The organism is Kitasatospora sp. NPDC059408 (genome assembly GCF_042751525.1).
Classification (GTDB): Bacteria; Actinomycetota; Actinomycetes; order Streptomycetales; family Streptomycetaceae; genus Kitasatospora.
In genome coordinates this window covers 63438-86816 of the sequence record NZ_JBHYWI010000018.1, presented here as the reverse complement: position 1 = coordinate 86816, position 23379 = coordinate 63438, and the positions used below count along the sequence as shown (strand labels likewise).

Here is a 23379-nt window from a genome sequence, read left to right as displayed (position 1 = left end):
GTCCGTCCGCTGAACGTCCGCCGTCGAACCGCCGGACGCCGTCGAGCCCGCCCCCGGTGCCCGGTAGTCTCGGCGGCGTGACCAAAGGCGTGATGTTCGACTTCTCCGGGACGCTCTTCCGCGTCGTCTCCACCGCCCGGTGGCTCGACGCCCACACGGCCGCCACCGGCCCGGCGCTGACCGACCGGGAGCGGGCCGAACTGGTCGCCCGCCTGGAGGAGTTCGGCGCCCTGCCGGGCGGCGTGGCGCCCCGGCGGATCCCGGCGGACGTCCAGGAGGCCTGGGACGTCCGGGACTTGAGCGCCGAGCTGCACCGGAGCGCGTACACCGCGCTGGCCCGCGCCGCCGAGCCGCCCGCCGGGCTCGACGTCGACGCCCTCTATGACACGCACATGGCCCCGGCCAGCTGGCAGCCCTACCCCGACGCCGAACCGACGCTGCGCGAGCTGCGCCGCCGCGGCGTCCCGGTGGCCGTGGTCAGCAACATCGGCTGGGACCTGCGCCCGGTCTTCCGCGCGCACGGCCTGGACGACCTCGTCGACGCCTACGTCCTGTCCGTCGAGGTCGGCGCGCAGAAGCCGGACCCGGTCATCTTCGAAGCGGCCTGCGCACGGCTCGGCCTCGCGCCGGCCGACGTCCTGATGGTCGGCGACGACCGCACCTGCGACGGCGGCGCGACGGCCCTCGGCTGCGCGTTCCACCCCGTCGACCACCTGCCGGTCGACCGCCGCCCGGCCGCCCTCGCGCCGCTCCTCGACCTCCTCCCGTGAGCCCCTGGTGACCGACACCACACGGTGGCCCCGCCGACCCCCGGAGTAGCGTGCCGACCATGACCGATCACGACTTCACGACGCGGGTGACGGTCCGCGGGTACGAGACCGACACCCAGGGCCACCTCAACCAGTCCGTCTACCTCCAGTACGCCGAACACGCCCGCTGGGAGTACCTCCAGGCCGCCGGCATCCGCCAGGCCGAGCTGGTCGCCAAGGGCGTCGGCCCGGTGGTGCTGGAGACGACCGTCAGGTACCTGCGCGAGCTGCGCGCCGGCGACACCGTCGACGTGAGCTGCGCGTTCGTGTGGCGCGACGGCAAGACCTTCCAGGTGGTGCAGCGCATCACCCGCACCGACGGCGTGGTCGCGGCCGAGGTCACCGGTGTCGGCGGCATCCTCGACCTGACGGAGCGCCGGCTGGTCGCCGACCCCCGCGAGGCGCTGCGCGCCACCGCCTCCGACCCGGCGCTGCTGGGCCTGTAGAGCCCCTACGCGTGCCGGTGCCGACCGCCGCGCGCCGCCGCCCCCGGGTGATCGGCCGCGGCGATCAGCGCGGCCAGCGCGGTGGTCACCGGCACGGAGGCGACGAGCCCGATGCTGCCGACGAGGGTCCGCGCGATCTCCTCGGCGACCAGCTCGCTCGTCGCCACGTCGATCACGTTGCGGTGCGCGATCGAGAACAGCAGGAGCAGCGGCAGCGCCGCGCCCGCGTACGCGAGCACCAGGGTGTTGACGGTGGACGCGATGTGGTCGCGGCCGATCCGCATGCCCGTCCGGTAGAGCTTGCGCACACCCATGCCGGGGTCGGCCGCGTGCAGCTCCCAGATCGCCGAGGTCTGGGTGACCGTCACGTCGAAGAGCACGCCGAGCGAGCCGATGACGAACCCGGCCAGCAGCAGGCCGCGGATCTGGATGCCCGGGTACAGGTCGTGGACCAGCCCGGTCTCCTCCGACGTGTTGCCGGTCAGGTGCGCCCAGGAGGCGAACACCAGGCTCAGCACGCCGATCAGGACGAGCGAGACGAGCGTGCCGAGCACCGCGACCGACGTCCGGGCGGACAGCCCGTGGCACAGGTAGAGCGCGATCAGCATGATCGCGCTCGCCCCGACGATGGCCACCAGCAGCGGGTCCGAGCCGCGCAGGACGGCCGGCAGGATGAACAGCGACAGCACCGCGAAGCTGATCGCGAGCGCGACCAGCGCGGCCAGCCCGCGCCACCGCCCGACGGCGACCACGGCCACCGCGAAGACGCCCGCGAGCACCCCCATCGGCAGGTTCCGGTCGACGTCGACCACGCTGTACTGGAGGTCCGGCGGCGCGTCCGGCGCGTACGTGAGGACGACCTCCTCGCCCACGTCGTACTGCCGCGGCTCGCCCGGGTGCACGACGACGGCAAAGGTGCGGCCCTTGTCCGGACCGGTGGTCACCTCGACGGTGTCCTGCCGGCAGGTGCCCTGGTCGGCCGGGTTGACGGCGCTGCACGGCAGTTCCTGCACCCTGGTCACCCGGCCGTGCCGGACCTGCTGGTCGAACCCGACCCCGGTGCGCGGGTGCGACGGCACGCCGCCGGGCCACAGCACCACGAGCCCGGCCAGGACGGCCAGCGCGAACGGGATGAGCACGGCGGCGATGATCCGGCGCAGGCGGGCGGAGACGGGCGCCGCCGGTCCGTGGGAGTGCCCGTGCGCCGCGGCCCCGGCCCCGCCGCGCTCCTTGCCGTGCCCGTCCTGGTGACCTTCCTGCCCGTCGTCGTGCTCGTGCGTCCCCTCGTCCACCTCACGCCTCCTCAGCGGTCGCGCGGCTGCCAAGGTCCGCCGCAGCCCCCCGAAATCATCGGCGCCGGACCGGCCGGACCACCGCAGTGACCAACCCGTGGGCGTGCCGCAGCGGCCGGGCGGGGGATTACCCTACCGGGGACCGGCCGGTTGGCCGGATGGGGTCAAGTGGCGTTCCCACGAAGAATTCTGACCATGCCGAACACGAAGTCGAACCTCAAGCGGGCCGCCGCCGTCGCCGCGGTGGCCGCGCTCTCCCTCACCGCCCTGCCCGCCGCGGCCGCAGCCGCCGACCGTCCGGGCCAGGGCCTCGCCTGGACCTCCTGCCAGGGCACCGTCGACCCCCGCCAGCAGTGCGCCACCGTCACCGTCCCGCTGGAATACGCCGATCCGCACGGCGAGCAGATCACGATCGCCGTCTCCCGGATCCGCGCCGCCAAGCCGGACGAGCGCCACGGCGTGCTGCTCACCATCCCCGGCGGGCCCGGCGGCTCCGGCCTGAACCTCCCGACGAGCGCGGCCCGGCACCTGCCGCAGTCCGTCCTCGACCGCTTCGACCTGGTCGGCTTCGACCCGCGCGGCGTCGGCCGCTCGACGCCGGTCGGCTGCGGCCTGGACACGCCCGACCTCGCGATGGTCAAGCTGCGCCCCTGGCCCGCCGCCGACGGTTCGATCGACGAGAACCTCGCCACCGCCCGCCGGGTCGCCGAGACCTGCGCCCGCAACGGCGGCCCGGTGCTGCGCAGCATCTCCACCCGCAACGAGGCCCGCGACATCGACCGCGTCCGCCAGGCCCTCGGCGAGCGCCGGCTCTCCGCGTGGGGCACGTCGTACGGCACGTACGCGGGCGCCGTCTACGCCACGATGTTCCCCGGGCGCACCGACCGGGTCGTCCTCGACAGCAACGACGACCCGGACCCGTCCCGCGTCGAGCGCGGCTGGCTCGCCAACTTCGGCCCCGGTGCGGAGGACCGGTTCCCCGACTTCGCCAGGTGGGCCTCGGCGCCCGGGAACCCGGACCGCGTCGCGGACGGCCCCGAGGAGGTCCGCCCGCTCTTCCTCGGCCTCGCGGCCCGCCTGGACCGCGCGCCGCTGCCCTGGCCCGGCGCCAACCCGGCCGAGCTGAACGGCAACGTGCTGCGCGAGACGATGCTGCAGAGCCTCTACGCGGACGCCAAGTTCCCCGACCTCGCGCGGCTGATGCTGGCCGGTCTCGGGCGCCGTCCGCTGCCGGCCCCGGTCACGCCGCCCGAACAGGCCGTCCAGAACACCATCGCCGTCTCGGTCGGCACCCTGTGCAACGACGTCGCGTGGCCCACCGACCCGGCCGCGTACGCCCGGGACACCGCCGCCGAGCGCGCCGCCCGCCCGCTCACCGCCGGCATGCCCGTCAACGTCATGCCGTGCGCGTTCTGGCCGTTCAAGCCCGCCGAGCCGCCGACCCGCGTCACCTCCCGCGGCCCGGCGAACGTGCTCCTCGCCCAGAACCTCCGCGACCCCGCCACCCCCTACCAGGGCGCCCTGAAGCTCCGTGAGGCGTTCGGCCCCCGGGCCCGCATGGTGTCGATCGACTCGGGCGGCCACGACGCCTACGCCGCCAACGGCAACGCCTGCGGCGACGCGGCCGTCACCGCGTTCCTGCTCACCGGGCGGCTCCCCGCCGAGGACGTGACCTGCCCGGCCGGATGACGCGCACATGATCCACACGTGCCAAACCGGGCGGGGGCCGACAAACCGTGAGTGATCGCCCCGGCCTCCGCCCGGACGTGTGACCGATCGTCTCGAATGAGTCGAACCTGTCGCGGTTTTGTGACAAAGCTTGGCCAACACCCGCTCCTCAGCGGCTTTTCGTGGCCGTAGTGTTCCAGCTATGTCACGGAAGAGCCGCATACCTGCCCCGGACCCCGGCGACACGTGGGTGCCACGACCCCGGCGCCGGGAAACCCCGCTCGGGCTGGTCGGGCACACGGCCACGTTCCTCGGCAGCAGTGTGCTCGGTGGCGTCCTGCTCGCGGGGATCGTGCTCCCCGGGGCCGGCGCGATCGGGCTGGGTGCGAAGAACGGTGCGGAAAGCTTCGAGAGCATCCCCGACGACTTCAAGACGCCTCCACTGACGCAGGCGACGCAGATCTTCGACGCCAAGGGCGGCCTGATCGCCAAGGTCTACGAGCGGGACCGCACGGTCATCCCGGCCGAGCAGATGTCACCGCTGATCAGACATGCCCAGGTGGACATCGAGGACGCCCGCTTCTACGAGCACGGCGCCGTCGACCTCAAGGGCATCCTGCGGGCCATCACCAAGAACGCGGAGAGCGGCGCCACCGTCCAGGGCGCCTCCACGCTCACCCAGCAGTACGTGAAGAACGTCAACGTCGAGAAGGCCGGCGACGACCCGGTCGCGGTCGCCGAGGCCCAGCGCAAGACGCTCGGCCGCAAGATCCAGGAACTCAAGTACGCCATCAAGCTGGAGGAGGACCTGACCAAGGACCAGATCCTCACCAACTACCTGAACATCACCTTCTACGGGCACCAGGCGTACGGCATCGAGGCCGCCTCCCAGCGCTACTTCGCCAAGGACGCCAAGGACCTCACCCTCCCCGAGGCGGCCATGCTCGCCGGGCTGGTGCAGAACCCGTCCCAGTACGACCCCAAGCTCCACCCGGTGGCCGCGCAGAAGCGCCGGGACACCGTCATCGACAAGATGGTGGAGAACAAGCACATCACCGCCGATCAGGCCCGGGAGGCCAAGGCCGCGCCGCTCGGCCTCAACTACCGCGACCCGCAGAACGGCTGCATCACCGCCAGGGCGGGCATGGGCTTCTTCTGCGACTACGTGCGCCACGTCGTCAAGCAGGACCCGGCGTTCGGCAAGAGCGCCGCCGACCGCAAGAAGCTGTGGGACCAGGGCGGCCTCAACATCTTCACCACCATGGACCCGGAGAAGCAGGCCGCCGCCCAGAAGGCCGTCTCCGACCTGGTGTACGTGACCGACCCGGTCTCGGCGGCGATGACGATGGTCGAACCCGGCACCGGCGACATCCTCGCGATGGCCCAGACCCGCCCGTACGGCCTCGCGAAGGAGAAGAACGAGACCGTCGTCAACTACAACGTCGACGCGGTGATGGGCGGCGGCATCGGCTTCCAGCCCGGCTCCAACTTCAAGCCCATCGTGGCCGCCGCCGCCCTGGAGGCGGGGCTGCCGCCCACCCAGTCCTACTCGGCGCCGAACCGGATGGACTGGCCGACGATGTCGACCTGCAACGGCACGTGGAAGAACCTGAGCAAGGGCAAGAAGGAAGGCACCATCCCGAACGAGAGCGCGAGCGAGGTCGGCCCCTACGAGCTCAAGGAGGCCATGGCCAAGTCGGTCAACACCTATTTCGTGCAGATGGAGCAGGAGATCGGCCTCTGCGCCGTCAAGCAGATGGCCAACAAGCTGGGCGTGACGGCGAAGGCCAGCGGCGAGGCGCTCCAGGAGGTGCCCGCGATCGGCCTCGGCACGCAGGAGGTCAGCCCGCTGACCATGGCCAACGTGTACGCGACCTTCGCCGCCCGCGGGAGGTACTGCGCGCCGGCCGCGATCACCCGGATCTCGACGGTCGACGGCAAGGACGTTCCCGTGCCCCCCGCCAAGTGCGACCAGGTGATGTCCCAGAACACCGCGGACGTCGTCAACACCGTGCTCCTCGGCGTGACCGAGAAGGGCACCGGCAAGGACCTCGGCCTCGACGACGGCCGTCAGATCGCCGGCAAGACCGGCACCACCGACGAGAAGAAGTCGGCCTGGTTCACCGGCTACACCGGCAACCTGGCCGGCTCGGTGTGGCTGGGCAGTCCGGGCACCAAGGTGCCGATGAAGAACATCCGGATCGGCGGCCACTACCAGGAGGAGGTCTTCGGCGCGACCGGCCCCGGGCCGATCTGGCGGCAGGCGATGAGCGACGCGGTGAAGTCCATGCCGGAGGACGACTTCACGACCGTCTACATCCCGGACCCGCCGCCCAAGCGCGACCCGGCCGGCCCGAGCGGCAGCCCGTCCGCCTCCGGCAGCCCCGGCGGCTCGACCCAGGGCCCCGGACGCCCGCACGGCACGCCCACACCCGACCACTCCGACGACGGCTGAGCCGGGCGGACGGCGGACGGCAGATGGCGGACGACGGACGGAGGGCCCCGCAGGAGCATTCCTGCGGGGCCCTCCGTCCGTTCGCCTACCGCGCCTCCACCGGCTCGCCGGTGTCCGGGTCGAGGGTGAACACCCGCTGGTAGGCGTCCGTCACGATGGTGATCCGGTCCCGGCCCGTCCAACTCGCCTGCACCAGCCGCCCGTCGTCCGGCGCGCCGCCGACGTCGGCCAGCGTCCAGCGGCGGGCGTCCCAGCCGCTGCCGGACTCCAGCAGCACCTGCCAGTGCTCGCCCGGTTCCGGCCCCGTCCCGTACGAGCGGTGCACCACGACGAGCGCCCGCTCGGCCCCCGCCGGGGCGCTCTCGCGGCTGCGCGTCTCCGCCGCCGACACCTTGTGCACGGCGACCGCGCCGAGCAGGAACACCACCCCGGCGGTGACCGTGACCGCCCGGGTGGCCGACCGCACGGCACTGCGCCGGTCGGCCAGCCACGCGGCGCCGATCATCGCGGCCAGCGCCGCGCCGAGCAGCGCCTCGGGCCGGTTCAGCAGGTCGGCGACCTGCATCCGGCCGCCGGAGCGGCTCTCCCACTGCCCCACGGTGTAGAGCAGGACGGCCGCCAGCCCGGCGCCCGCGAGCGCCCGCACCAGTGTGCGCCGCATCCGCGGCGTGACTCGTCCGCGCATCCCCCGTCGTCCCCCCGGTCGTCGGTGCGAGGGCTCCCGGAGGGGGAGCCTCGGTGTCGTTGCCCGTCTTCGGTTGCCCGCTGCCGTCAGAGCTCGGCGAGCAGTTCCCGGCCCGCCGGCCAGTCTCCCAGTCCGGCCGCCGAGTTGAGGTGCCCGTGGGCCCCGGCCTCGACGAACCGGGCACCCCACGCCCCGGCGAACTCCCGCGCCCGATCGGTCGTCACCCACGGGTCGTCGGTGCTGGCGACCACCACCGCGGGGAACGGGAACGGCGCCAGCGCCACCGGGCGGAAGCCCGCCAGCACCGGGACGTCGGCGTTGTCGATGTCGGCGGGCGCGACCAGCAGCGCACCCCGCACGGCGGCCGTCCGCTCCGCGGCGGCACCGGCCACCCAGCGCGCCGCCGTGATGCAGCCGAGGCTGTGCGCGACGAGCACCACGGGCCCCCGCGCCGCGGCCTCCGCGACCGCGGCGTCCACCCGGGCCACCCAGTCCCCGGCCTCCGGCCGGTCCCAGTCGGCCTGCTGGACCCGCCGGAACGCCTCCGGCTCGGCCTCCTCCCACCGGGTCTGCCAGTGCTCGGGCCCCGAGTTCTCGTAGCCCGCCAGGACGAGGTAGGTGGTGCGGTCCGACATGTGACTCCTTGGAACGTGGTTCGTGCGGTGAGGAGTCTAGGACGGCCAGGGCCCGGCGCGCACGGCCCTTTCGGGGCGCGCGAGAACCGTCACGCGCCGCAGTTCGCCCGGTGCGCCCTGTTGCGAACGCCGCGGCGGGTGCGGGAGGTTGTACCGGGCCCGCGGCCCGTTTCGTGCCTGACGATCGATCACACGGAGGGATGTCGGCGATGACATCGAAGATCCTGCTCGTCACCGGGGACGCCGCCGAGTCGCTGGAGGTGTTCTACCCGTACCAGCGGCTGCGCGAGGAGGGCTACCAGGTCGACATCGCGGCGCCGACGAAGAAGCGCCTCCAGTTCGTCGTGCACGACTTCGTCGACGGCTTCGACACCTACACGGAGAAATCGGGCTACACCTGGCCCGCGGACGTCGCCTTCGCCGACGTCGACCCGGCCGACTACGTGGCGCTCGTGATCCCCGGCGGCCGGGCCCCCGAGTACCTGCGCAACGACCCCGAGGTGCAGCGCATCGTCCGCCACTTCTTCGCGGGCGACAAGCCGGTCGCGCAGATCTGCCACGGTCCGCTGATCAGCGCCGCCACCGGCGACCTCGCCGGCCGCCGCAGCTCCGCCTACCCCGCGCTCGCCCCGGACGTGAGGGCCGCGGGCGCCGAGTTCGTCGACGCAGAGGCCGTCGTGGACGGCGTGGTCGTCTCCGCCCGCGCCTGGCCCGACCACCCCGCCTGGCTCCGCGCCTTCATCGAGGTCCTCCGCACGAAGGCCCCCGCCTCCTGACCTGCGCCCCGCCGCGCCCCCGCCGCACCCCGGGGGCGCGGCCGGATGGGGCAAGTACCGTGCGATGTCAGACCTTTGGGACGTGCTCCACGAGGCACGTGATCCCAGGGACACCTGCCATCTTCGCGTCGGTCGTGAGTAGCGGGCAGAGCAACGTCTCGGCGAGCGCGATGTAGAACGCGTCACCCACGCAGGTGTTGTCCCGCAGCGACCAAGCCCGCTGGAGCAGCCCGGGAATCGGGATGTGCTGGACGTCGAGGGCGTCCAGATCGTTGACCGCAGCGGTTGCGTCGGCCTCGGCGAGCAGGTGCTTCTGCCACGGGCGGCAGATCACACGACTGACCTCGTGGTCGAGGTGTGCCGGGGCGTACACGTCCTCGCCGATGAGGCGCTCCCGTACGCGGTCGGCGGTGGGTCCGGTGCCGACCGGTAATTCGACGGTCGCGCCGGCATCGATGACGATCACTCCGCTGCCTCGCGGCTGATTCGGATGGCCAGGGCTTCCAGCACGTCACCTATGGTCGGCTCGCTGTCAGCGGCTCCGGGCTCGCTGTCAACGGGCGGCTCGGCGCGCGGCCGGTGCACGCCGATGACGGCGGAGAGCGGAGTGTCGATCCATTCGCTGAGCGCCTCGGCGATGGCGCGTACGCGTTCTTCCCGCAAGTCGGCGGGGGCTGCGACGGCATGGGGATCGGGACTGTCGGCTTTGACGTCGTCCATGACCGTGCGGATGTCGTCGCTGGAGGGTCGGGTGTCCGCGGACCGGGCCCGAGCGGCGATCCGCTCGATGTCCGTGGCCGCCATGGGGCGAGGCCCGATGTGGGCGCCGGACAGCAGGTGGAGCAACGCGGCCGGCACGACTGCGGCGACGGGCTTGCCGTAGCGCGTGATGGCGGTGATGCGGCCGGTGTGTTCGGCCAGAGTGACGATCTTCGAGAGCTCGGCGCGGGCATCGGCCAGCGCCACCGTGGGCACGGTGGCCGGAACCTCTGACCGGTCGTGCGGAGCGGTGGTCATGTAAAGACTTTACAACTCGCCTCGGCCATTCCGATGCAAAGTCGCCCAAACGGGGGATGCGGCTGCCGGTTGCGGGACAGGCGGCGGTCGCTGGGACGGACCCCTCTTCCGGTGCCGTCGGCCGACGTCCTACGGTGACCGGCGAGAGAGCAGTTGATCGTCAGCAGGAGGACGAGACATGGCAGAGCCGCTGATCGCCGCCGTCGGGGGCAGGGTGCCCGCCGTCGATCCCGGGGCGTTCGTCGCGCCCAACGCCGTCGTGGTCGGGGACGTGACCGTCGCCGCCGGGGCGAGCGTCTGGTACGGCGCGGTGCTGCGCGGCGACGCCGAGGCCATCGCGGTCGGCGCGGGCAGCAACATCCAGGACAACTGCACCCTGCACGCCGACCCGGGCTTCCCGCTGGTGGTCGGTGAGCGGATCTCCGTCGGGCACAACGCGGTGCTGCACGGCTGCACCGTCGAGGACGACGTCCTGGTCGGGATGAACGCCACCGTCCTCAACGGCGCCCGGATCGGCGCCGGTTCGCTGGTCGCGGCCGGTGCCGTGGTGCCGCAGGGGATGCAGGTGCCGCCGGGTTCGCTGGTCGCCGGCGTGCCCGCGAAGGTCCGGCGCGAGCTGACCGAGGACGAGCGGGCCGGGATCAAGCTCAACGGCGCCGGCTACCAGCTCCTGGCCGACGCCCACCGGGACATCGAGCCCGTCGGCTAAGGCGTGCCCCAGACGGCCGCGGCCTCCCGGGCCTCCCCGGCCGGCACCGGCACCGCGGGCGGACCGTCCGCGGGCCGGCGCCGGTCGGCGGCCCACGCGAGCAGCGCGACCACCGCGCCCGCCGCCGCGAGCCCGGCGCCGACGAGGGTCGGCGAGGTCCAGCCGAGGCCGGCGTCCAGCGCGAGGCCGCCGAAGTACGCGCCCTGGGCGTTGGCCAGGTTGAACGCGCCCTGCACGGTCGCCGAGGCCAGCGTCGGCGCACTGCGCGCCTTCTGCATGACGAGGGTCTGCACGGCCGGCACGATCGCGAAGCCGAACAGCCCGATCAGCACGACGGTCACGGCCGCCGACCACTCCGCGCGCGCGGTCACCGCGAAGAGGCCGAGCGCGGCGGCCAGCAGCAGGAACGCCGCGCAGACGGTCGGCCGCAGCGCCCGGTCGGCGGCGAAGCCGCCCAGCACGTTGCCGATCGTCATCCCGACGCCGAACAGCGCGAGCACCAGCGTCACGGACCCGGTGGCGTACCCGGAGACCTCGGTGAGCAGCGGCGTGATGTAGCTGTAGCACGCGAAGAACCCGCCGCACCCGAAGACGACGGTGGCCAGCGCCAGCCACAGCTGCCCGCTGCGGAAGGCGCGCAGCTCGTGCCGGAGTCCGGACTGGGCGGGGGAGGGCAGGTGCGGCACGAGGCGGGCGATGGCGAGCGTGCCGGCGGCGGCGATGAGGACGACGACGAGCATCGTCGCCCGCCAGCCGAGGTGCTGCCCGAGCAGGGTCGCGGCGGGCACGCCGACGATGTTGGCGACGGTCAGGCCGGAGAACATGACGGCGACCGCGCGCGCCTTCTTGTCGGGGGCGACCAGTTCGGCGGCGGCCACCGATCCGGCACCGAAGAACGCGCCGTGCGGCAGCCCGGTGACGAGCCGGGCGGCGGCGAGCGTCCAGAAGTCGGGGGCGAGCGCGCACAGCAGGTTGCCGGTGGCGAAGACCCCGGCGAGGGCGACCAGCACCGCCTTGCGCGGGCGTCCGGCGGCGAGCGCGGTGAGCAGCGGAGCGCCGATCACGACGCCGACGGCGTACGCGGAGATCAGCCAGCCGGCCTGGGGGATCGAGACGTGCAGGCTGTCCGCCACCTGGGGGAGGAGTCCCATGGCGGCGAACTCGGTGGTGCCGATGGCGAACGCGGTGACGGCCAGGGCGACCAGCGCGAGAGGCAAGGGGGTGGCTCCGGGGGAGAAGTGCGGACGGATCGGGGCGCATTCGTTCGTCCGGCATCCTAATCCGCCCGGGTGACGGTCCCGTAAGCCGATCATGACGGGCCGGTGACGCGGGGTGGTGCGGAGGCGGCCGGCCGGGGCGGACACACCGGGTGACGTCACGGGCTCGTCGGAAGGGCTCGCCAGCGGGCCGCCCGCGCGGGAGACTGGGGGCATGTGCCGCAACATCAAGACGCTGCGACCCCCCGTGACTCCCGACGCCGACGAGGACGACTTCCGCGCCGCCGCGCTGCAGTACGTCCGGAAGGTGTCCGGGTTCCGCGCCCCGGCCGCGCACAACCGGGAGGCCTTCGACCGGGCCGTCGAGGCGGTCACCGAGGCGACGGCCCGGCTGCTCGCCGAACTGGAGGTCCGCGGCGCTTCCGCCCGGGCCACGGCCGAGGCCACCGCGTAGACCGCCGCCCACCGGGCCGGGAGACGGGCCCGGGACGCGGGCAGGGCGTACAGGTACCAGGAGGAGGTCGGTGATGAACCCGCCCACACGTTACGCACTCACCTTCCCCGGCACCCCCGGCACCCAGGCGCCGCAGGACGTGGTCGTGGTCGCGCGCACGAGCGCGACGGGCCCGGGCGGCCATCCGGTGTACGAGGACGCGAGCGGCATCGTCCGGGCCGAGATCAGCGACGCCGGCGAGGTCCGCATGCTCGCCAGCGGCGGTCACCAGTCCCCGCACCTCCCGGTGCACGCCGAGCCGCTGCCATAAGGGCCTGAGGGCGCGACGAACCGACTAGCACCGGCCCGGACCGGGTAGCGGATGTGCATGGCAATCTTCCGCAAACCCGGCCGTTCGGACCGCTCCGAGCCCGGTGCCGCCGTCCCCGAGCAGCTCGCGGACGAGCTCGCCGGCCTGGTCGAGGAGGCCGAGCGGCCCGTCGGCGAGTGGCAGGTGGCCGAGTACCGGGCGGAGGGCGGCCGCGGCCGGTCCCTGGTGCGCGGCGTCGCCCGGCGGCTCGGCACGGGTGGCCGCGCCGCCGCCAAGGGCGCCGCGATCGGCGGCCGGGCGCTCACCGAGCAGCTCGTGCGGGCCGCGCCGCGCATCCCGGTCCGCAGCCTGGCCACGCTGCGGGCCCAGCACCCCGGCGCCGCCGACCCCGAGCAGCTCGCCGACCTGCTGGTGCTCGGCGCGACCAGGGCGTCGGGCGCGCTCGGAGCGAGTGTCGGCGCGGCGGCGATGCTGCCGGTGCCGCCCGCGATGCCGGTGGAGATCGCGGCCGAGACGCTCGCCGTGGCGGCCGTGGAGGTCAAGCTGATCGCCGAGCTGCACGAGGTCTACGGCGTCCCGGCGACCGGGAGCGTCAGCCAGCGGGCCACCGCCTACCTCTCCGCGTGGGCCAACCGCCGGGGCGTCGACGCCACGCTGCTGGCCCGCCCGGCGGGCTTCGCCGCGCTGGCGCTCGGCGCGGAGGTGCGCCAGCAGGTCCGGCGCCGGCTGACCCGCAGCTCGTTGCGCCGGCTGCCCTCGGTGACGCCGCTGCTGGTCGGCGCGGGCATCGGTGCCACCGTGAACCGGCGTGACACCCGACGGCTGGCCGGCGAGGTCCGCGAGGACCTGCGCCGGCGCCGTCCGGCGGACGCCTCCTACTGGGACGCCGCCGCGGGGTAGCCGACTGCCCGGCTACCCCGCCGGCCGGCTCCCCGCTGCCCGGCTACCCCGCGACGGGCGGTGCCGCGGCGCCGCGGCCGGCCTTGACGCCGTTGACCATCGCCTGGTGGATCGCCCGCGCGGTCGTCTCGTCCGCCGCCGGGACGGGGCTGCCGGACACCGTGTACCAGTCCAGCGCGCCGGTGTACTGGACGGTCAGCCGGGCCTCGCCGTCCACCCACGTGGTGTGCACGGTGAGGTCGCCGGAGATCGGCCCGACCTCGGCGGTGGTGACCCCGCCGGGCCCGCTGATGATCGACTGCGTGGTCCAGGTCGCCCACGAAGCGCGCGGGTCCGCGGGCGGCTGGACCCGCCCGCCGCCCTGAGTGTGCTCGGTCATGCGCCTATCCTCCCCCGCCGGTCGGCCGCCCGTCCGGGAGCGACACCAGCGGTAGCCGGAGGCCGCCCGGGACGTCCGGGCGGCCTCAGGGCGTGTCTTCCGGCTCGGACCGGAAGACACGCCCTCGTCCGTCAGCTGGTCAGCTGCTGCTCGTACCGTTCTCGTCCAGCATGGGTTCGCCTTCCGCCCGGGACTCGTCCTGCGCGTGAAGGTTCTGCATCGAGGTGACGCCCTCCTCGGGGTCCGCGGCGCGGACGTCCTCGTCGGTCTCGGTGCTCACGTGGGCCCGGTCGCTCATGTCGGTCATCTGCGGGCTCCGTCTCCTCGGCCGGTCCGGGCACGCCTCGACGGGGCGCGGCAGGCCGGGTCTGTCGTTCGCCCTTCCAGCCTGCCCCCGCCCCGGCCCGGGGGCCAGCCGGGTCACCAGGTGACGGGCAGCGACTTCAGTCCGTAGATGATGTTCTCGGAGCGGAACCGCAACTCGTCCTCGGGCACCGCGAGCCGCAGGCCGGGCAGCCGGCGGAACAGGGTGGCGAGCGCGATCTGCAGCTCGGCCCGGGCCAGCGGCTGGCCGAGGCACTGGTGCACGCCGAAGCCGAAGGCCAGGTGGCGCCGGGCGTCGCGGTCGAGGTCGACGTCGTCGGGCGAGGTGCGGTCGGGGCCGCCGAACATGCCCTCGTCCCGGTTGGCGGTGGACAGCATCGCGAAGACGCCGTCCCCGGCCCGGATGAGCGTGCCGTCCAGCTCGATGTCCTCGACGGCCACGCGCGGCAGGCCGGTGTGGACGATCGTGGTGTGGCGCAGCAGTTCCTCGACCGCGCCGGGGACGGCGGCCGGGTCGGCGAGCTTCGCGATCCGCTCGGGCTGCCGGAGCAGCAGCACGGTGGACAGCCCGATCATGTTGGCGGTGGTCTCGTGGCCGGCGATCAGGAGCAGCACGCCGGTGGAGGCGATCTCGCGCAGGGTGAGGTCGTCCCGGGCGGCGAGGCGGCTGAGGATGTCCTCGGCCGGGTGCTCCTTCTTGTGGGCGGCGAGTCCGCCGAGGTAGTCGAGGATCTCGTCGTTGGCCCGGGCGACCTCCTCCTTGGGGGCGGAGGTGTTGAGCAGCGTGGCGCTGAGGGCCTGGAACATCTCCCGGTCCTCGTAGGGGACCCCGAGCAGGAGGCAGATCACCAGCGACGGGACCGGGAGGGCGAACGCGCCGACCAGGTCGGCCTCGGTGACGCCGTCGGTCATCCGGTCGAGGGCGTCGTCGACGATCTGCTGGATCTCGGGCCGCATCGCCTCGACCCGCTTGACCAGGAAGTCCCCGGTGACCATGCGGCGCAGCCGGGCGTGTTCGGGGTCGTCGAGCCGGATGAACGCCGGGTTCTCGGCGATGAGTTCGCGCCGGTCGGGGGCGAACAGGGGGAAGGCGGGGTGGCGGGCGTCGGCGCTGAAGCGCTGGTCGGACAGGACGGTGCGCACCTCGGCGTAGCCGGTCACGAGCCAGATGGGGGTGCCGTCGGGCAGGGCGGCGCGGCTGACGGAGCCGGTGCGGGCGGCGTCGGTGTAGGCGGGCGGCGGGCTGAACGGGCAGCGCATGTCGTGCGGGGCGGGCAGCACCGGGGTGGTGGGCGCGGGCGTGGTCGTCAAGGCGGTACTCCTCGGCGTCGCGGTGGGGATCTCCCGGGTGGGGTCGGGTGGAGCGCAGGCGCTGGGCTAACGGCCGGTCGCGGCGGGTCCGTCGGCCGGGGCGGTGTCCTCGGTGACGGTGATCGCGCCGCACGGGCAGAGTTCGGCGGCGAGTCTGAGGTCGGGGTACTCGCTCGGCTGGAAGGTCGTTCGGCGCAGTCTCACCAGACTGTCGTGGTCGTCCTGGTCGAAGATCTCCGGGGCGTTCGAGACGCACAGGCCGGAGCTGCAGCAGCGGTCCCGGTCGAGGCTCACCTTCATGGGCGTTCCCTCCTGCACTCGTTGCTCGTTGGCAATGCCAACCTGGGCATTGCCAACCTAACCCGGTGGTGCGGCGCACACGGAGGGTGTTGTGGCAGGTTTGCGCAGATTGGCCGATTCGGTCCGGGGCGGAACGACCTTTGGCAGCACGAGGTTTGATTTGACGTCAGTTTGTCAAGGCTGGTTCGCTGCGACCCCGCTCACAGCCCTTCGGCGGCCGCGATCTCCCGGACGGCGGCGACCGTGTCGGCCTCGGCCGGGTCCTTGTCCGGCCGGTAGCGCACCACCCGGGCGAAGCGCAGGGCCAGCCCGGCGGGGTAGCGGGGGCTGCGCTGGACGCCGTCGAAGGCGATCTCCACGACGAGTTCCGGCCGGACCCGCACGGTCCGGTCGTCCCGGCCGGTCTCGCGGGCGAGGAGTGCGGCGGTCTGCCAGGCCAGCGTCTCGTCGGTGAGGCCCTTGAACGTCTTGCCGAGCATCACCCACGGGCCGAGCCCGGGCTCGCCCGCCGTCCGGGCGCCCAGGTGCAGGTTGCTGAGCCGGCCGCGGCGCCGGCCGCTGCCCCACTCGGCGGCCAGCACCACGAGGTCCAGGGTGTGCCGGGGCTTCACCTTGATCCAGCCCGCGCCGCGCCGGCCGGCCGCGTACCCGGCCGCGGGGTCCTTGACCAGCACGCCCTCGTGGCCGAGGGCCAGCGTGTCGCGGAAGAACGCCAGCGCCTCGGCGCGGTCCCCGGTCTCCGTGCGTGCCACCCGCAGGCCGGGCGGCACCACGTCGGCCAGCGCCGTCCAGCGCTCGCCGCCGGGTCGGTCGACGAGGTCCTCGCCGTCGTGGTGCAGGAGGTCGAAGAAGTAGGCGCTGAGCGGCACTTCGGCCCGCAGCCGGTCCGGGTCCCGGCGGGTGGCGGTCCGCGCCGCGGTCTCCTGGAACGGGCGCGGGCGGCCGTCCGGCCCGAGCGCGATCGCCTCGCCGTCCAGGACGGCCGAGCGCAGCGGCAGTGCGAGCGCCGCGTCGGCCACCTCGGGCACGCGCGCGGTGATGTCGTCCAGACTGCGGGTGAACACGGCGACGTCCCCGCCGTCCCGGTGCACCTGGACCCGGATGCCGTCGAGCTTCCACTCCAGCGCCGCCGGGCCGGTGCGCTCCAGCGCCGAGGCCACGTCGGGTGCGGACGCGGCCAGCATCGGCCGCACCGCCCGGCCCACCTCCAGCCGGAACGCGGCCAGCGCGGGCACCCCGCCGGTCAGCGCCGCCGCGGCCACCGCCCGGGCCGAGCCGCGGAACATCAGCGCCCGCCGCACCGCCGCGACCGGCACCCCGGCCGCCTGCGCGACGGCGTCCCCGACCACCGCGTCCAGCGCGCCCTGGCGCAACTCGCCGGCCAGCACGGCCCGCAGGAACCCCTGCTCGACCTCGGTCGCCCGGCCGAACAGCTCCGTCAGCAGCCGCCGCCGCTCGCCCTGCGCCCCGGCCCCGTGCACCCCGGCGATCCGCTCCAGCTCCCGCTCGACCTCCCGCACGCCGAGCTCGCCGGGCCCGTCGGCGGGCGGCGGAAGGTCGCGCAGGCCCGCGTACCCGACGCCGGTGCGCAGCCGCTGCGACTCGCCCGACAGGAGTGCCACGGCCGCCGGTGCCTCGTCCGGTCCCAGCTCCCGCAGGCACGCGGCGAGCAGCGCGGTCTTCGCCTTGCGGCCGGACTCGGCGGCGACGGCCCGGGAGGTGAGGGCGAGCTCGCGCAGGGCCATGGCACCTCCTCGGGCGGACGGCTTCGGACACCTCCAGAATCCCTGTCGGGCCTCCGCAGCGCCCGCCGGGAGACGCGGCACGGGGGCACGGCACGGGGGCACCGTCCGGACGGTGCCCGGTCCTCGCGGCGGGGTCCGTGACCGGTCCGCCGGACATTCGTTCGGAATTTTTGTTATCGGCGGCGCGCCGGAGGGTCTCCCAGGTGTCGGCACCCGACCGCCGACCCGGACAGAAAGCGTGGCCAGGTGAACAGCGAAGACAGGACGACCATCCTCCCGGCGACCGGATCGGCCGACGGCGCGGGCGGCCGTTCCGCAGGGCGTGCCGCGCGCCGGGCAGCCGAGCGGCACACCGATCGCCACGGAGGGCGCGGCAGGCGGGGCCGCAGGCGCGGCGCGTTCGTCCCGGTGTCGACGGTCGTCGTCGCGGTGGCCGGGACGGGCCTGCTCGCGGCGCTGGCGGGCGCCGGGTACGCGGCGTACGCGGGCAAGCAGTCGGACCGGGACCCGGGGCAGGCGGTGGCACTGGACGCGCTGATGGCCGCCGAGGCCGGCACCCACGAGGGCATCCAGGTGCCCGGGGCCGGCGGGGGGCCGGCCCTCGTGCCCGGTACACCGCAGTCGCCCGTCAACCTGTCCGCGACCGACCCGGGCACCCCGTCGCCCACCGCCTCCGCCACCGCGACCGCCACCGCCACGGCTTCCGCTTCCGCGACGCCCACCCCGACCGCCACCGCCACCACCAAGCCGACCCCGACCGCCAAGCCCACCACCGCCCAGCGCACCGCCACGGGGAGCGCCCCCGCGGCGACGTCCGCGCCCACCCCGGTCGGCGGCGGCGCGTCCCCCTCGTACGCCCAGCAGGTCGTCGACCTCGTCAACGCCGAGCGGGCCAAGGCCGGCTGCGACCCGGTCGCGGCCGAGCCCCGCCTGGCCACCGCCGCCCAGTCGCACAGCGACGACATGGCCGACCGCAACTACTTCGACCACGCCAGCCCCGAGGGCTACCACGCCGACCACCGCATCGAGGCGACCGGCTACCGCTGGAGCACCTGGGGCGAGAACATCGCCCGCGGCCAGAAGGACCCGGCCGCCGTCATGGACGCCTGGATGAACAGCCCCGGCCACCGCGCCAACATCCTCAACTGCGCCTTCAAGCAGCTCGGCGTGGGCGTCCGGACCGGCTCCGGCGGCCCGTGGTGGACCCAGGTGTTCGCCGCCCCGGCGTGACCCCGCCGCGGGCCCGTCACCGGCCCGTTTTCCGATTCCGCGCAAATTGTTGTTATCTGATCACTCCCCAGGGGTCTCCGAGGAGGCATCGGCGGGCGGAAGACGGCAAGACGGAGTGCGGACGATGAACGCTGACGTGCAGAACGCTGACGTGCGCAACACAGACGTGCGCGGCACCGGGACGACCCTGGTGCGCGCCGCCCAGGCGGGCGACCGGCAGGCCCAGGAGGCGCTGGTCGCCGCCTGGCTGCCGCTCGTCTACAACGTGGCCGGGCGCGCGCTCGGCGGGCACGCCGACGTCGACGACGTCGCGCAGGAGACGATGATCCGCGCCCTGGACGGCCTGGAGGGGCTGCGCGACCCGTCGTCGTTCCGCTCCTGGCTGGTCGCGATCACGATGAACCAGGTCCGCCGCCGGCACGCCGCCGGCCAGCAGCAGCCGACCGTCGGCGGCCTCGACGAGACGTGGGAAGTCGCCGACCCCCGCGCCGACTTCACCGACCTCACCATCCTGCGGCTCGGCCTCTCCGGCCAGCGCCGGGAGGTCGCCGAGGCCACCCGCTGGCTCGACCCGGACGACCGCGAACTGCTCTCCCTGTGGTGGCTGGAGGCGAACGGCGAGCTGACCCGCGCCGAACTCGCCGAGTCGCTCGACCTCAGCCCGCAGCACACCGCCGTCCGGGTGCAGCGGATGAAGAAGCAGCTGGAGTCCGGCCGCGTGGTCGTCCGGGCGCTCGGCGCCTACCCGCGCTGTCCGGAGCTGGCCGAGGTCACCGCCGGCTTCGACGGGACGCCGAACTCGGTGTGGCGCAAGCGCATAGCCCGGCACATCCGCGGCTGCGCCACCTGCGACCGGCTGGGCCGCGACCTCTTCCCGGCGGAGGGGCTGCTCGCCGGGCTGGCGCTGGTGCCGATCCCGATGGGGTCGCCGGCGCTGCTGCACTTCAAGGTCACCGCGGCCGCGGTCGCCTCCGCGGCGGGGACGGGCGCCACCGGCGCGGGCGGAGCCGGCGGCGCGGCGGGCACCGCGGGCGCCACCGGGGCCGGTTCGCACGGCGGCTGGGCCGCGCTCGCCGCCAAGAAGGCCGTCCTGGTGAGCGGTGCGGCGGCCGCCGTGGCGGTCACGACGCTCGCCCTGGTCTGGCCGGCCCCCGCGGAGAAGCCGCTGGAGGCGGCACCGGAGCCGACCACCCCGGCCGCCGCGCCCGACACCCCGACCTGGACGCCGCTCGCCCTCCCGGTACCGGCCCCGGCGGCCGTGACCGACACCCCCACGCCGACGCCGACCCCGAGCCCGACCGACACCCCCACGGCCACGCCCACGCCGACCCCGTCGCCCACCGCGTCCAGGGCGACCGCCCCGCCCAGCCTGGAGCGCCAGCTCGTCGACCTGGTGAACGCCGAACGCGCGAAGGCCGGTTGCGCCCCGCTGCGGATCGACCCGCGGCTGCACGGCGCCGCCCAGAAGCACGCCGACGACATGGTCGCCCGCAACTTCTTCGACCACGTCAACCCCGACGGCGTCCACCCCGACGCCCGGATCACCGCGGCCGGCTACCGCTGGTCCCAGTGGGGCGAGAACCTCGACCGCGGCACGACCAACCCCTCCGCCGTCGTCTCGCACTGGATGGACGGCGGCATCCACCAGTCCAACCTGCTGGACTGCGGCTTCAAGGACGTCGGCGTCGGCGTCTCTGCCGGGCCGGCCGGCACCTACTGGGCCCAGGACCTCGGCGCCCCGCTCTCCTGAGCCGGGCCGCCGCCCCGACTACGCCGGCGTGACCGGGACGAGCCCGTCCGCCTGCCCGGTCACGTAGCCGGTGGCGTGCCCGACCACGCCGCCGGCGTCGCCGACCTGCCCCGGCGCCAGGTCGGCCGTCGAGCCGAGCGGCGCGGGCAGACCCTCCTGCCCGCCCACGGCGCTGGCGTGTGCGCTCGGCGCGGTCAGGGAGGCGACGACGCCGACGGCGAGCGAGGCCACGGCAAGCATGCTGCGCTTCTTCATGCCCGGGCTAACGAGCCCGCACCGCACGGGTCACGGGGCTGGGGGCGCGGGCCGGGCGCGCGGGCTACGGGCCCGGCGCGCGGGCGTTCCGGTGGCGGGGGGCTTAGGAGCGGGGTGGGATGGGGAGGGGTTCCGGAACGAATCCGGCAAATCGATCTTTCCGCCCCTCCCTTCCGGCCGGGTTCGCCGACCGTCCCAGGCCCCGCCACCCCCGCGACACGAAGGGCACCCGATGCACGCAGCCGAGCTCACCTCCGCCGTCCTCGCCGAGCTGCGCCGCCCCCGGCGCTACCCGGCCGTCTCCGTCCTGCTGCCGACCCACCGCAGCGAGCCCGACAACACCCAGGACCCGGTGCGCCTGCGCAACCTCGTCGCCGAGGCGAAGGCCAGGCTGCAGGCCGACGAGGCGGTCAGCCGGGCGGACCGGCTGGACGTCGTCGAGCAGCTGGACCGCGCGCTCGCGGAGGTCGACCTCGTGCACGCCGAGGACGGCCTGGTGATCTTCGCGGCGCCCGGCGAGCACCAGGTGTGGTCGCTCCCGCGCTCGGTACCGGCCCGGGTCGTCGTCTCGGACACCTTCCTGACCCGCAACCTGGTCGCCGCGTACGTCTCGGGCGCGCCCTACTGGGTGCTCACCGTCTCCGCCGACCGGGCCGCCCTGTTCAGCGGCTCCGGGCCGAAGCTGGTGCCGCACGACGGCGGCTTCCCGGTCGACCAGGTCCGGCCGGACTGGGACGTCGAGCGCACGGAGCGGATCGGCAACGTGCCGAGCACCTTCACCGACGAGGAGACCCGCAGGTTCCTGCGCTCGGCCGACACCGCCCTGGCCGCCGTCCTGGAGGCCGACGCCCGCCCGCTCTACGTGCTCGGCGAGGCGGCGGCGATCTCCCTGCTCGACGACGTCGGCACGGCGGCCAAGCGCGCCTCCGCCCAGGTCGCGCGCGGCGGACTCGGCCACGCCTCCCCGGCCGCGGTGGCCGAGGCGGTCCGGGCGACGGTGGCCGACCAGGGCCGCAAGGCCGTCGCCGAGGTCCAGGAGCGCCTCAGCCAGGCCCAGGGCGTGAAGGGCCTGGCCGCCGGCATCGACGAGGTCTGGCAGAACGTCACGCAGGGCCGGGCCGCCGTCGTCGCGGTGGAGGAGGACTACTGGCAGCCCGTCCGGGTGACGGACACCCACCTGGTGCCCACCGACGACGGCGGGCCGGACGTGCGCGTGGACATGGTCGACGAGATCGTCGAGCGCGCCCTCGACACCGGCGCCCGCGTGCAGTTCGTCCCGTCCGGCGAGCTCGCCTCGCGCGACCACATCGCGGCCGTCCTGCGGTACTGACGCACGCTACGCCCCGGGGCCCAGGCCGAAGCGGGCGGCCACCCGCTCGGCCAGGTCGGCGGCCGGCGTGGCGCCGTCGACGGTCAGGACGTCGAGCCGGTGGCCGACGGCCTGGGCACGGACCTCCGCGTCCCAGAGGGCGTCGCGCGCGAGCCGCTCGGCGAGCACCGCCGAGGGGTCGCGGCCGCCCCACGTGGCCCGCGCGCGCTGCGGATCCGCGTAGCGCGCGCGGAGCACGTCCCGCCGGAACTCCGCGGGCGGCAGGAGGAAGACGGCTTGGCCCGGCCGGCTCAGCAGCGGCGCGAGGTCGGCGGGCAGGATCCCGAAGTAGTCGACCAGGACGATCCGGTCGGTGGGCATGGCGAGGAGGTCGTCGACGACGAAGCCGAGCATCTCCCCGTTCATGCTCGGCATCGCGCGCAGCACCTCGTCCGCCGTGCGGCCGTCCCACATCGCACCCGGCGGCAGGTCGCGCAGGGCGGAGAGGTACGGGTGCTGCTCCGGCGTGCAGAGCGTCAGCCACCGGTGCTCCGCGAGGTCGCCGTCGTACACCGGGAGACCGTGGCGGGCGGCGAGCAGGCGGGCCAGGGTGCTCTTGCCGCTGCCGGTGCCGCCGGCGATCCAGCGGACGTGGGCCAGGGACGCGGCAGTCGAGGGGAGGGAGTCTCTGCTGGTCCCGGTGTCCGGGAGAGAAGAGGTCATGGGTGCCAGGGTCCCCCTGTCCGCCCGGAAATTGCAGTCTTGTTCTTCCCCGGCCGATCGCCGAATCTGGAAGAGAGGGGGACGGACAGCTCACCCCGCCAGCGCCACCGCATCGCCCATGACGACCACCGGGTGCAGCGCCGGGTCGAGCGCGCGGAGCAGCTCGCGCATGTCGTCGACGCGCAGGCCGACGCAGCCGTGGGTCGGGCCGCCGTGGTCGACGTGGAGCCAGATGCCGCCGCCGCGGCCGCTGCCGTTCGGGCGGCGCGGGTCGAGCGGGGTCGAGCCGGGGACGCGGTTGTAGTCGATCGCGACGACGTAGTCGAAGGAGCCCGCGAGCGGTTCGCCCTCGAAGCCCGTGCCCGAGACGGTGAATCCCCCGTCGTGGTCGTACGGCAGGCGGGATCCCGGATCGGGCAGCCTGCCGCCGGCGGCGGTGAGGGTGAACACGCCCACGGGGGAGCGCAGATCGCCCAGGCGGTGGTCGGCGCTCCAGCCGCGGTTGCCGTTGCGGGTGGGCCAGGTCGGTCCGGCGAGCCAGCCGGAGCCGTCGTCGCGGTAGAGCGTGGCACGCCCGGTCGAGAGGTCGGCGCGGTCGCCGGTGACGACCAGGGCCTGCCTGGTCTCGGCGGGGACGTCGGCGAGCAACTGTGGCCCCACTCCCGGGAGTTGACGGGGGA

General features: G+C 74.5%; 26 protein-coding genes. 12 read left to right on the top strand and 14 right to left on the bottom strand.

Going from position 1 to position 23379, the window contains the following annotated elements:
* Positions 1-77: 77 nt before the first annotated feature.
* Together ACFXDE_RS14675 and ACFXDE_RS14670 are read left to right on the top strand one after the other, a co-directional pair.
* On the top strand, positions 78-770 hold the full coding sequence (locus ACFXDE_RS14675) for an HAD-IA family hydrolase (protein WP_380494199.1): 693 nt from the start codon (positions 78-80) through the stop codon (positions 768-770).
* A gap of 59 nt (positions 771-829) precedes the next feature.
* A complete protein-coding gene (locus tag ACFXDE_RS14670) occupies positions 830-1255 on the top strand; it encodes an acyl-CoA thioesterase (protein WP_380494197.1) in 426 nt (141 codons plus the stop codon).
* A gap of 5 nt (positions 1256-1260) precedes the next feature.
* On the opposite strand, the gene ACFXDE_RS14665 is transcribed toward ACFXDE_RS14670, so the two are convergent.
* Complete coding sequence (locus tag ACFXDE_RS14665) at positions 1261-2547, bottom strand: YibE/F family protein (RefSeq protein WP_380494195.1); 1287 nt, start codon at positions 2545-2547, stop codon at positions 1261-1263.
* Between the two features lie 195 nt (positions 2548-2742).
* On the opposite strand from ACFXDE_RS14665, the gene ACFXDE_RS14660 reads away from it, so the two are divergent.
* Positions 2743-4236, top strand: coding sequence for an alpha/beta hydrolase (locus tag ACFXDE_RS14660; protein ID WP_380494192.1), 1494 nt, complete (start codon positions 2743-2745; stop codon positions 4234-4236).
* 181 nt (positions 4237-4417) lie between these two features.
* Entirely contained in the window at positions 4418-6670 is a 2253-nt protein-coding gene (locus tag ACFXDE_RS14655; protein ID WP_380494189.1) for a transglycosylase domain-containing protein, read from the top strand.
* An 85-nt stretch (positions 6671-6755) separates the two neighbouring features.
* Here the strand turns inward: ACFXDE_RS14655 and ACFXDE_RS14650 are convergent, their stop codons facing one another.
* Together ACFXDE_RS14650 and ACFXDE_RS14645 are read right to left on the bottom strand one after the other, a co-directional pair.
* Positions 6756-7331 carry a hypothetical protein gene (locus tag ACFXDE_RS14650; RefSeq protein ID WP_380494187.1) on the bottom strand — a complete coding sequence of 192 codons (576 nt, stop codon included), beginning with the start codon at positions 7329-7331 and terminating at the stop codon, positions 6756-6758.
* A gap of 110 nt (positions 7332-7441) precedes the next feature.
* Positions 7442-7990, bottom strand: a complete 549-nt coding sequence (locus tag ACFXDE_RS14645; RefSeq protein WP_380494185.1) for an RBBP9/YdeN family alpha/beta hydrolase — start codon at positions 7988-7990, stop codon at positions 7442-7444.
* 209 nt (positions 7991-8199) lie between these two features.
* Here ACFXDE_RS14645 and ACFXDE_RS14640 point away from each other — a divergent pair, with 209 nt between their 5' ends.
* The gene (locus ACFXDE_RS14640) at positions 8200-8766 is read left to right on the top strand and encodes a DJ-1/PfpI family protein (RefSeq protein WP_380494183.1); all 567 of its coding nucleotides are present in this window, start codon (positions 8200-8202) and stop codon (positions 8764-8766) included.
* Between the two features lie 67 nt (positions 8767-8833).
* Here ACFXDE_RS14640 and ACFXDE_RS14635 read toward each other — a convergent pair whose 3' ends face one another.
* The gene (locus tag ACFXDE_RS14635) at positions 8834-9232 is read right to left on the bottom strand and encodes a type II toxin-antitoxin system VapC family toxin (RefSeq protein WP_380494181.1); all 399 of its coding nucleotides are present in this window, start codon (positions 9230-9232) and stop codon (positions 8834-8836) included.
* Positions 9229-9783, bottom strand: a complete 555-nt coding sequence (locus ACFXDE_RS14630) for a type II toxin-antitoxin system Phd/YefM family antitoxin (protein ID WP_380494179.1) — start codon at positions 9781-9783, stop codon at positions 9229-9231. The genes ACFXDE_RS14635 and ACFXDE_RS14630 overlap by 4 nt, the downstream gene beginning before the upstream one ends.
* A 178-nt stretch (positions 9784-9961) precedes the next feature.
* On the opposite strand from ACFXDE_RS14630, the gene ACFXDE_RS14625 reads away from it, so the two are divergent.
* A complete protein-coding gene (locus ACFXDE_RS14625) occupies positions 9962-10492 on the top strand; it encodes a gamma carbonic anhydrase family protein (RefSeq protein ID WP_380436307.1) in 531 nt (176 codons plus the stop codon).
* Here ACFXDE_RS14625 and ACFXDE_RS14620 read toward each other — a convergent pair.
* Positions 10489-11709, bottom strand: a complete 1221-nt coding sequence (locus tag ACFXDE_RS14620; RefSeq protein WP_380494177.1) for an MFS transporter — start codon at positions 11707-11709, stop codon at positions 10489-10491. The genes ACFXDE_RS14625 and ACFXDE_RS14620 overlap by 4 nt on opposite strands.
* Positions 11710-11923: 214 nt before the next feature.
* Between ACFXDE_RS14620 and ACFXDE_RS14615 the strand changes: the two genes are divergently transcribed.
* From ACFXDE_RS14615 to ACFXDE_RS14605, 3 genes are all read left to right on the top strand, one after another.
* Positions 11924-12163, top strand: coding sequence for a DUF2277 domain-containing protein (locus tag ACFXDE_RS14615; protein WP_380436311.1), 240 nt, complete (start codon positions 11924-11926; stop codon positions 12161-12163).
* A gap of 73 nt (positions 12164-12236) precedes the next feature.
* Entirely contained in the window at positions 12237-12473 is a 237-nt protein-coding gene (locus ACFXDE_RS14610) for a DUF6296 family protein (RefSeq protein ID WP_380436313.1), read from the top strand.
* 57 nt (positions 12474-12530) lie between these two features.
* A complete protein-coding gene (locus tag ACFXDE_RS14605; protein ID WP_380494174.1) occupies positions 12531-13373 on the top strand; it encodes a hypothetical protein in 843 nt (280 codons plus the stop codon).
* 43 nt (positions 13374-13416) lie between these two features.
* Here the strand turns inward: ACFXDE_RS14605 and ACFXDE_RS14600 are convergent, their stop codons facing one another.
* The 5 genes from ACFXDE_RS14600 to ACFXDE_RS14580 all read right to left on the bottom strand — a co-directional run bounded on the left by ACFXDE_RS14600 (position 13417) and on the right by ACFXDE_RS14580 (position 17432).
* On the bottom strand, positions 13417-13752 hold the full coding sequence (locus tag ACFXDE_RS14600; RefSeq protein WP_380436317.1) for a hypothetical protein: 336 nt from the start codon (positions 13750-13752) through the stop codon (positions 13417-13419).
* 139 nt (positions 13753-13891) lie between these two features.
* Positions 13892-14059: a hypothetical protein gene (locus ACFXDE_RS14595; RefSeq protein WP_380436319.1), complete on the bottom strand. Its 168-nt coding sequence runs from the start codon at positions 14057-14059 to the stop codon at positions 13892-13894.
* Positions 14060-14172: 113 nt separating this feature from the next.
* Positions 14173-15387: a cytochrome P450 gene (locus ACFXDE_RS14590; RefSeq protein ID WP_380436321.1), complete on the bottom strand. Its 1215-nt coding sequence runs from the start codon at positions 15385-15387 to the stop codon at positions 14173-14175.
* Between the two features lie 66 nt (positions 15388-15453).
* Positions 15454-15687 (bottom strand): ferredoxin, encoded by a 234-nt coding sequence (locus ACFXDE_RS14585; protein WP_380436323.1) that lies wholly within the window; start codon positions 15685-15687, stop codon positions 15454-15456.
* Positions 15688-15887: 200 nt separating this feature from the next.
* On the bottom strand, positions 15888-17432 hold the full coding sequence (locus ACFXDE_RS14580) for an ATP-dependent DNA ligase (protein WP_380494171.1): 1545 nt from the start codon (positions 17430-17432) through the stop codon (positions 15888-15890).
* Positions 17433-17840: 408 nt separating this feature from the next.
* Between ACFXDE_RS14580 and ACFXDE_RS14575 the strand changes: the two genes are divergently transcribed.
* Both ACFXDE_RS14575 and ACFXDE_RS14570 read left to right on the top strand, forming a co-directional pair.
* Positions 17841-18662, top strand: coding sequence for a CAP domain-containing protein (locus tag ACFXDE_RS14575; RefSeq protein WP_380494169.1), 822 nt, complete (start codon positions 17841-17843; stop codon positions 18660-18662).
* Positions 18663-18813: 151 nt separating this feature from the next.
* The gene (locus ACFXDE_RS14570) at positions 18814-20412 is read left to right on the top strand and encodes a sigma-70 family RNA polymerase sigma factor (RefSeq protein WP_380494167.1); all 1599 of its coding nucleotides are present in this window, start codon (positions 18814-18816) and stop codon (positions 20410-20412) included.
* Positions 20413-20430: 18 nt separating this feature from the next.
* Here the strand turns inward: ACFXDE_RS14570 and ACFXDE_RS14565 are convergent, their stop codons facing one another.
* Complete coding sequence (locus tag ACFXDE_RS14565) at positions 20431-20652, bottom strand: hypothetical protein (RefSeq protein WP_380494165.1); 222 nt, start codon at positions 20650-20652, stop codon at positions 20431-20433.
* A 247-nt stretch (positions 20653-20899) separates the two neighbouring features.
* Here ACFXDE_RS14565 and ACFXDE_RS14560 point away from each other — a divergent pair, with 247 nt between their 5' ends.
* On the top strand, positions 20900-21997 hold the full coding sequence (locus tag ACFXDE_RS14560) for a chemotaxis protein (RefSeq protein ID WP_380436333.1): 1098 nt from the start codon (positions 20900-20902) through the stop codon (positions 21995-21997).
* A gap of 6 nt (positions 21998-22003) precedes the next feature.
* Here the strand turns inward: ACFXDE_RS14560 and ACFXDE_RS14555 are convergent, their stop codons facing one another.
* Entirely contained in the window at positions 22004-22699 is a 696-nt protein-coding gene (locus tag ACFXDE_RS14555) for a hypothetical protein (protein WP_380494162.1), read from the bottom strand.
* Between the two features lie 90 nt (positions 22700-22789).
* A complete protein-coding gene (locus ACFXDE_RS14550) occupies positions 22790-23359 on the bottom strand; it encodes a L,D-transpeptidase family protein (RefSeq protein WP_380494160.1) in 570 nt (189 codons plus the stop codon).
* Between the last annotated feature and the right edge of the window lie 20 nt (positions 23360-23379).

Coding starts and splice junctions, on each gene's coding strand:
- ACFXDE_RS14670 (WP_380494197.1), top strand. CDS start 830: ATGACCGATCACGACTTCACGACGCGGGTGACGGTCCGCGGGTACGAG.
- ACFXDE_RS14660 (WP_380494192.1), top strand. CDS start 2,743: ATGCCGAACACGAAGTCGAACCTCAAGCGGGCCGCCGCCGTCGCCGCG.
- ACFXDE_RS14655 (WP_380494189.1), top strand. CDS start 4,418: ATGTCACGGAAGAGCCGCATACCTGCCCCGGACCCCGGCGACACGTGG.
- ACFXDE_RS14650 (WP_380494187.1), bottom strand. CDS start 7,331: ATGCGGCGCACACTGGTGCGGGCGCTCGCGGGCGCCGGGCTGGCGGCC.
- ACFXDE_RS14645 (WP_380494185.1), bottom strand. CDS start 7,990: ATGTCGGACCGCACCACCTACCTCGTCCTGGCGGGCTACGAGAACTCG.
- ACFXDE_RS14640 (WP_380494183.1), top strand. CDS start 8,200: ATGACATCGAAGATCCTGCTCGTCACCGGGGACGCCGCCGAGTCGCTG.
- ACFXDE_RS14630 (WP_380494179.1), bottom strand. CDS start 9,783: ATGACCACCGCTCCGCACGACCGGTCAGAGGTTCCGGCCACCGTGCCC.
- ACFXDE_RS14625 (WP_380436307.1), top strand. CDS start 9,962: ATGGCAGAGCCGCTGATCGCCGCCGTCGGGGGCAGGGTGCCCGCCGTC.
- ACFXDE_RS14615 (WP_380436311.1), top strand. CDS start 11,924: ATGTGCCGCAACATCAAGACGCTGCGACCCCCCGTGACTCCCGACGCC.
- ACFXDE_RS14610 (WP_380436313.1), top strand. CDS start 12,237: ATGAACCCGCCCACACGTTACGCACTCACCTTCCCCGGCACCCCCGGC.
- ACFXDE_RS14605 (WP_380494174.1), top strand. CDS start 12,531: ATGGCAATCTTCCGCAAACCCGGCCGTTCGGACCGCTCCGAGCCCGGT.
- ACFXDE_RS14600 (WP_380436317.1), bottom strand. CDS start 13,752: ATGACCGAGCACACTCAGGGCGGCGGGCGGGTCCAGCCGCCCGCGGAC.
- ACFXDE_RS14595 (WP_380436319.1), bottom strand. CDS start 14,059: ATGACCGACATGAGCGACCGGGCCCACGTGAGCACCGAGACCGACGAG.
- ACFXDE_RS14585 (WP_380436323.1), bottom strand. CDS start 15,687: ATGAAGGTGAGCCTCGACCGGGACCGCTGCTGCAGCTCCGGCCTGTGC.
- ACFXDE_RS14580 (WP_380494171.1), bottom strand. CDS start 17,432: ATGGCCCTGCGCGAGCTCGCCCTCACCTCCCGGGCCGTCGCCGCCGAG.
- ACFXDE_RS14565 (WP_380494165.1), bottom strand. CDS start 20,652: ATGCTTGCCGTGGCCTCGCTCGCCGTCGGCGTCGTCGCCTCCCTGACC.
- ACFXDE_RS14560 (WP_380436333.1), top strand. CDS start 20,900: ATGCACGCAGCCGAGCTCACCTCCGCCGTCCTCGCCGAGCTGCGCCGC.
- ACFXDE_RS14555 (WP_380494162.1), bottom strand. CDS start 22,699: ATGACCTCTTCTCTCCCGGACACCGGGACCAGCAGAGACTCCCTCCCC.